Raw genomic sequence first — 5,967 nt, 5'->3', positions numbered from 1 at the left:
GATCCTGAAAGCTTGATTGAATTGGATGGAAAGACAACGATTAATAATATTTTCATCGGGCTCAATGCAGAAAACAGTGGTGCAATCACAATGACGGGAGGAGCTGTAACCGCAACAAACATGGCAGTGCTTGCAAAAAGCGGTGGGCATATTAAAGTCACAGATGTTGCTTTAACAACAACAAATGGTAACTATGGTGCTGCTGCAACCGATCCTGAAAGCTTGATTGAATTATATGGAAAGACAACAATTAATAATGCTGTAACCGGACTTGATGCAGAAAATAGTGGCACAATTATAATGACTGGTGGAACAGTAACTGCGAAAACCATGGCATTATTTGCAATGAACGGTGGACATATTAAGGTCACAGATGTTGCTCTAACAACGATGGATGGCAACGGATACGGTGCAGCTGCCAGCAATCCTTACAGCTTAATTGAATTGCATGGAAATACAGCGATTAGCAATACTTTCATCGGACTTTATGCAGAAAACGGTGGCACAATTAAAATGAATGGAGGGACCGTAGCAGCAAAAGGATCAGCATTTGTTGTAAAAAATAGCGGATATATTGATGTAACAAATGTTTCTGCAACAGCAGAAAACAGTGGCATAACATTTGATAAATCCGAGGACGATAATGCCTTAGAAATCAACTTGACAAATACAAAGATTCGCACTGAAAATAGTATTGGAATTAACGCAGACCAATCAATCGGTATAGCCAATCTCAAAAATTCAGAAATCAGTGCCGATATTTTATTAGCAGCAAAAGCTTCAACTAAAGAAAATAATTTTGCTTTTACATTAAATGCTAATCACTCCGTATTAAAGGGAAGAGCAAAAATTGCAGAAAACAGAACTGTACGCTTTGATTTGACAAACAAAACAACATGGATATTGAAAACCAGTACAAAAGAAACCGATGATGACGGAAAACTGCTTGCTATTGCTCAAAGGTCACGTTCTGATATTTCTGTGCTCAATCTCAATGATAGTTCTATTGTTTTTAATGGACCGGTAGAAGATCATTATCATACATTGCATATAGGATCTGGAATACCGAACATTCTAGCAGTCTATAATGCCTCTGGTGAGGCAGAAATTCATTTCAACGCTATATGGAGTGATGGTGTTGCAATAGATGCACAAAAAACCGATAGGCTTCTCATTCACGGTGATGTAGCAGGCACCACAACAGTTTATGTCAAAAATGTTTCAGGGGATAAAGAGAGTGTAGAAAATGCCTCTGATCCTTCAAATATAGGTGGACTTTCACTTATTCAAGTTTCTGGAGAAGCAAAAGAAGACTCCTTTAAATTGAAAAATGGCTATACCACCATAGGAGGAACTCCTTATAAATATACGCTGACTGCCTATGGACCAGTCTCAAGCTATGGCAAAGCCAATGCTAACCAAAACTTATTCGATGAAAAGGATAAAGATTTCTGGGATTTCCGTTTGCAGCCTGAATTTTTTGACCCCGATTCAAAAGTAAGAGCAGTTGTACCACAAATGGCAAGCTATTTGGTTATGCCAAATGCCCTCTTTTATACTGGATTGGCCGATATGGCCAAGCAAAATGCACTTTTAGCCAATATGAGAACAACAGTCTTGGGAGAGCAGAAAAATCTAAAAAACAGTTTCTTCCTCTCTACCTATGGGGGTACAGGAACCTTATCCTCGAAACGCGGTCCCCTTAAATATGGTTATGGTGCTGATATTCGCTACGCTGCTATACAAGGTGGGGTTGCATTGACTACGTTAGAAGGGCACAGCACTACTACACATCTTGGTCTTTTAGGTACCTATGGGCAGCTGTCTTTCACTCCAAAAGAGATGCAGGATGCAAGTAAAAGCACCCTAGATAAATGGTCTCTCACTGCCTATGGTAGTGTACAACATGACAGTGGTTTCTATATCGATACGCTTTTATCCTATGGGATAATAAAGGGCGATATCACCAATGCTATCATTGGTAAAACCGCGAAATTGAACAATGTAAAAATGTTGAGTATTTCCACCACCGTTGGCAAACAATTTTCTACCGGAATGGAAGGTTTAACCTTCGAGCCCCAAATACAACTTGCTTATCAACATTTGATGTTTGATACCATTGAAGATGCTGATAATTTAAAAATTGATATGAACAATCCTTCTCAATGGTTGATCCGTGTTGGTGGACGTTTAACCAAAACCATTATGACCACTGAAAATGGTCCTGCCATTTCCTTCTATGGAAAAGCAAACTTGATCAAAACCTTTGGTGATGATGGTACCATCCAGATTGGCAGAGATTTTGACCTTGATCCCATAGGAACAGCAATTGAGGGCGGCGTTGGCATCAATGCACAACTGTCTCACAATTTCTCTCTTTACGGTGATGTAAGCTATCGACAAAAGCTTCAGAAAACTGGTATAAGTGGTGCAAGCTTTTCAGGTGGCATACGCTATCAGTTTTAAATCAAGGCTGTAAAAATAGCCTATTCATTCTATTCAATTTAACAAAAAGGGCAGCACAATATGCTGCTCTTTTTGTACATTAAAGTCATCCTTTTTCCTTTTAAAGCACCCTTCCCTCTTTATACTTAATACTTAGTTCTTTACGAAAATCCCCAAGACAAGACACAACAAACGCAACAGAGCACTTCTATCCCCAGTGGATGAAGAGTACTTCCTACTTTGAAAAAAAGAGAAGTCTATTAGAAATAAATTAATACCACTGTGTTGAAAGATGACAACCCACTTTAAGCCCAAGTAAGTTAGCTTTTTTACTAGCTTCTTCTACATCCTTTTTTGTTCCCTCATAATCCCAATTTGCGTCATATAATAATCCCTACCATCACGTAAAAGATGTCATGGTACCACTATATCAGTATCTCAGAATATTTCTCTGAATAATAATATTCAAAATTATAATTCTTTAAATAAAATCAATTATAAATACATTTTGTATTAGACATAATTAATATCAAGTATTTTTTAATTTTGACAAAAAACCAAAAATGTCTTACCAAATAAAGACAATTACTGAAATTAATAACAATTATCCATTTTCACTTCTTCTTATGAAGTTCGCGGGGAAATGAATATTTGGGGGCTATCATAAGGAGAATACTAGTGTATAAAACATCCCTTTTATCATGCACGGCTGCAGCCGCTATCATCCTGTTCAACATCCAGTTCAGTGCACATGCTGAAACCCTCGTAGTTTCTGGGGGAAAACAACAAGAAGTATCCGATAAAACCTACGAAACTATTCACGCAAAAGACGGTGGCAAAATCATTGGAAAACATTTAACCATTGTTACGAATAAAGATATAAACCAAGGCACAAACCAAACCGTCTATGCTGTAACAGCAGAAGGTGCTAACAGTGCGATTGAGTTACTGGATGGCACAACCATTAAAGGCACTGGTTCTGGTATTTTCTTAGGCCTTGAAGCCAAAGACGGTGCTACACTTCAAATGACTAAGGGAACAATTACATATTCTGGAATGGAGGCCTCCTCATCTGGCATTTTATCTAGCACTGGTGCTTCCTTTTCTGACAGTAAGAGTAAAAAAAACAAGCTGGAAGACGTGGTAATATCGAGTGAAAACGATAACAGTTCACTATCCTTAGGAATAAGTGCTAAAAACAGCACAGTAACCTTGAACAATGTAACCGTTACTCAAGCACTAACAGGCATATCTGCAGATGATCACTCGACAATAACAATCTCTGGAGGATCATTTCGTGCAAAAAATACAGCAATATCTGCTCAAAATGGCAGCATCATTACTTTAAACAACAATGTTACAGTCGCTTCATCTAATGGTAATGCACTCCATGCAGATGGTATAGAATCCAAGATCACAATGAAAGGAGGAGCTGTCATAGGAGGAAATTTGAATGGACATGAAGGCGCATTACTTACAGAAAATGGTGGACGTATTGAAATTACGGATGTTACTCTAACAACCAATAACTTCGGAAACGGTGCAAATGCCAATGGCTTTGGAAGCATAATTGAATTAAAAGGCAAAACAAGCATTGAAAAAGTTAGAGATGGACTGAGAGCAGAAAAAGGTGGTAAAATCACCAGCGAAGATTTAACAATAACTGCTTATGAAAACCAAGAATACGGCACTTCTGGTATAATAGCCATTAATCCCAATAGTGAAATTCAATTAAAGGGGCATACAACCTTTGAAAAAGTTTCGTACGGTCTTGGAGCCTATAATGGTGGTAAAATTACCAGCGGAGATTTAACAATAGTCGGTGGTAAAGCAATTAATGACAACCCCAATGAAGCACGATCTGGTGTATGGACAGCGGGCTCTGGGAGTGAAATTCAGTTAACGGGCAAAACAACCATTCAAAATTTTGATGAAGGTCTTTATGCAGAGGATGGAAGTAAAATCATTACCGGAGATTTAACAATAATCGGTGGTGAGTCCGAAGCAGCAACCGTTGGTGTAAACACTTGGGAGGCTGATAGTATAGTTGAATTAAATGGCAAAACAACCATTCAAAATGTTGATGTTGGTCTCGCTATTGGTAAAGATAGCACAATTAAGATGATTAATGGCGCTATTGATGCTAATTCTAAAGGTCTAGATACCCAATCCGACACCCTTCAGAATGGGAAGAAAAATAAAATAGAAGCAAAAAAAGTTGCAATGGTTGTAATAAATGGCGGCCAAATTGCTCTAACGGATGTTTCTGCAAAAGTAGGAATCAGTGGCTTACAGTTCTTAGCTGTCTCTGATATTGATAAAAATGAATCAGATGATCCACAAAAACACCAAAGTAGTGAGATCAATCTGACTAATGCAGAGCTTCATGCTGAAAATGGTACTGGAATTTTTGTTGGAGCTTTTACTAACGATAACATTGAAGATATTCCAGGTTTGTCAATCGGTACAGTCAATCTCAAAAATTCAGAAATCCATGCCGACGTATTATTAGGAAATGGTATTTTCGAAAATCCAAAATCTTGGGGAACCGATAATTATTGGAATGATAAAGAGGTTAAAGCGATCTCCAATGGCACCTTCACCTTAAGCGCTGATCAGTCTACTTTAGAAGGCAGAGCGAATATTGCTAAAGACAGAAATGTACGTTTTGATCTGAAAAACAATACAACATGGACGTTAAAAATCAGCAAAAATGAAAAAGATGATGATGGCAATCTGCTTGATATCGCTCAAAGATCTCGTTCTGATATTTCCACGCTTAATCTCGATAACAGCTCCATTGTTTTTGAGAAACCAACAGAAGATCATTACCAAACATTGCATATAGGTTCTGGTAAACCAGACACGCAAGAAGTCTACAATGCAATGGGTGATGCAAAGATTTACTTCAACACGGCTTGGAGTGATGGTGCTGCAATAAATGACCAAAAAACCGATAGACTTTTGATCCATGGGGATGTCTCTGGCAACACATCAGTTTATGTCACGGGGCGCTTAGAAGAGAACAATATCGAAGCAAATACCTCTGCTGCTGCCAATGTCCGGGGTCTTTCACTTATTCAAGTTTCTGGAAAAGCAGAGGAAAACTCTTTCAAACTGGTAAATGGCTATACCACAAGAGGTGGCTTACCAGATATGTATACACTACGTGCCTATGGACCAGACTCAAGCCAAGGCAACGCCGATATTGCACAAAACCTCTTTGATGAAAAGAATGAAAATTTCTGGGATTTCCGTTTGCAACCCGAACTGCTTGACTCCAATTCTGGTTCAAATCCTGATCCTGAAACAAATATCCCTACCGTTGCCCCTGTACCACAAACAGCAAGCTATTTAGTCATGCCAAATGCTCTCTTCTATAGTGGATTAACCGATATGGCTAAACAAAACGCACTCTTAGCCAATATCAGAACATCTGTTTTAGGAAAAGAAGAAGAAAAACAAACCGGTTTCTTCCTCTATACTTACGGAAACACAGGAACCTTATCTTCTGAACGCGGA

2 protein-coding genes are annotated in these 5,967 nt (G+C 38.5%); both read left to right on the top strand.

Features of this window, described 5'->3' with window-relative positions; translation table 11 throughout:
* Positions 1 to 2,466: autotransporter outer membrane beta-barrel domain-containing protein (locus ACFILD_RS08090; RefSeq protein WP_375665025.1), on the top strand; the 2,466-nt coding region annotated here is incomplete at its 5' end.
* A gap of 657 nt (positions 2,467 to 3,123) precedes the next feature.
* A partial coding sequence (locus tag ACFILD_RS08085) for an autotransporter outer membrane beta-barrel domain-containing protein (RefSeq protein WP_375665023.1) occupies positions 3,124 to 5,967 on the top strand: 2,844 nt, incomplete at its 3' end.

It is taken from the genome of Bartonella sp. CL162QHHD (assembly GCF_042195435.1).
Taxonomy (GTDB): domain Bacteria; phylum Pseudomonadota; class Alphaproteobacteria; order Rhizobiales; family Rhizobiaceae; genus Bartonella.
Note: the sequence above shows the minus strand (reverse complement) of the source record. Positions and strands in the feature narration are given on the sequence as shown.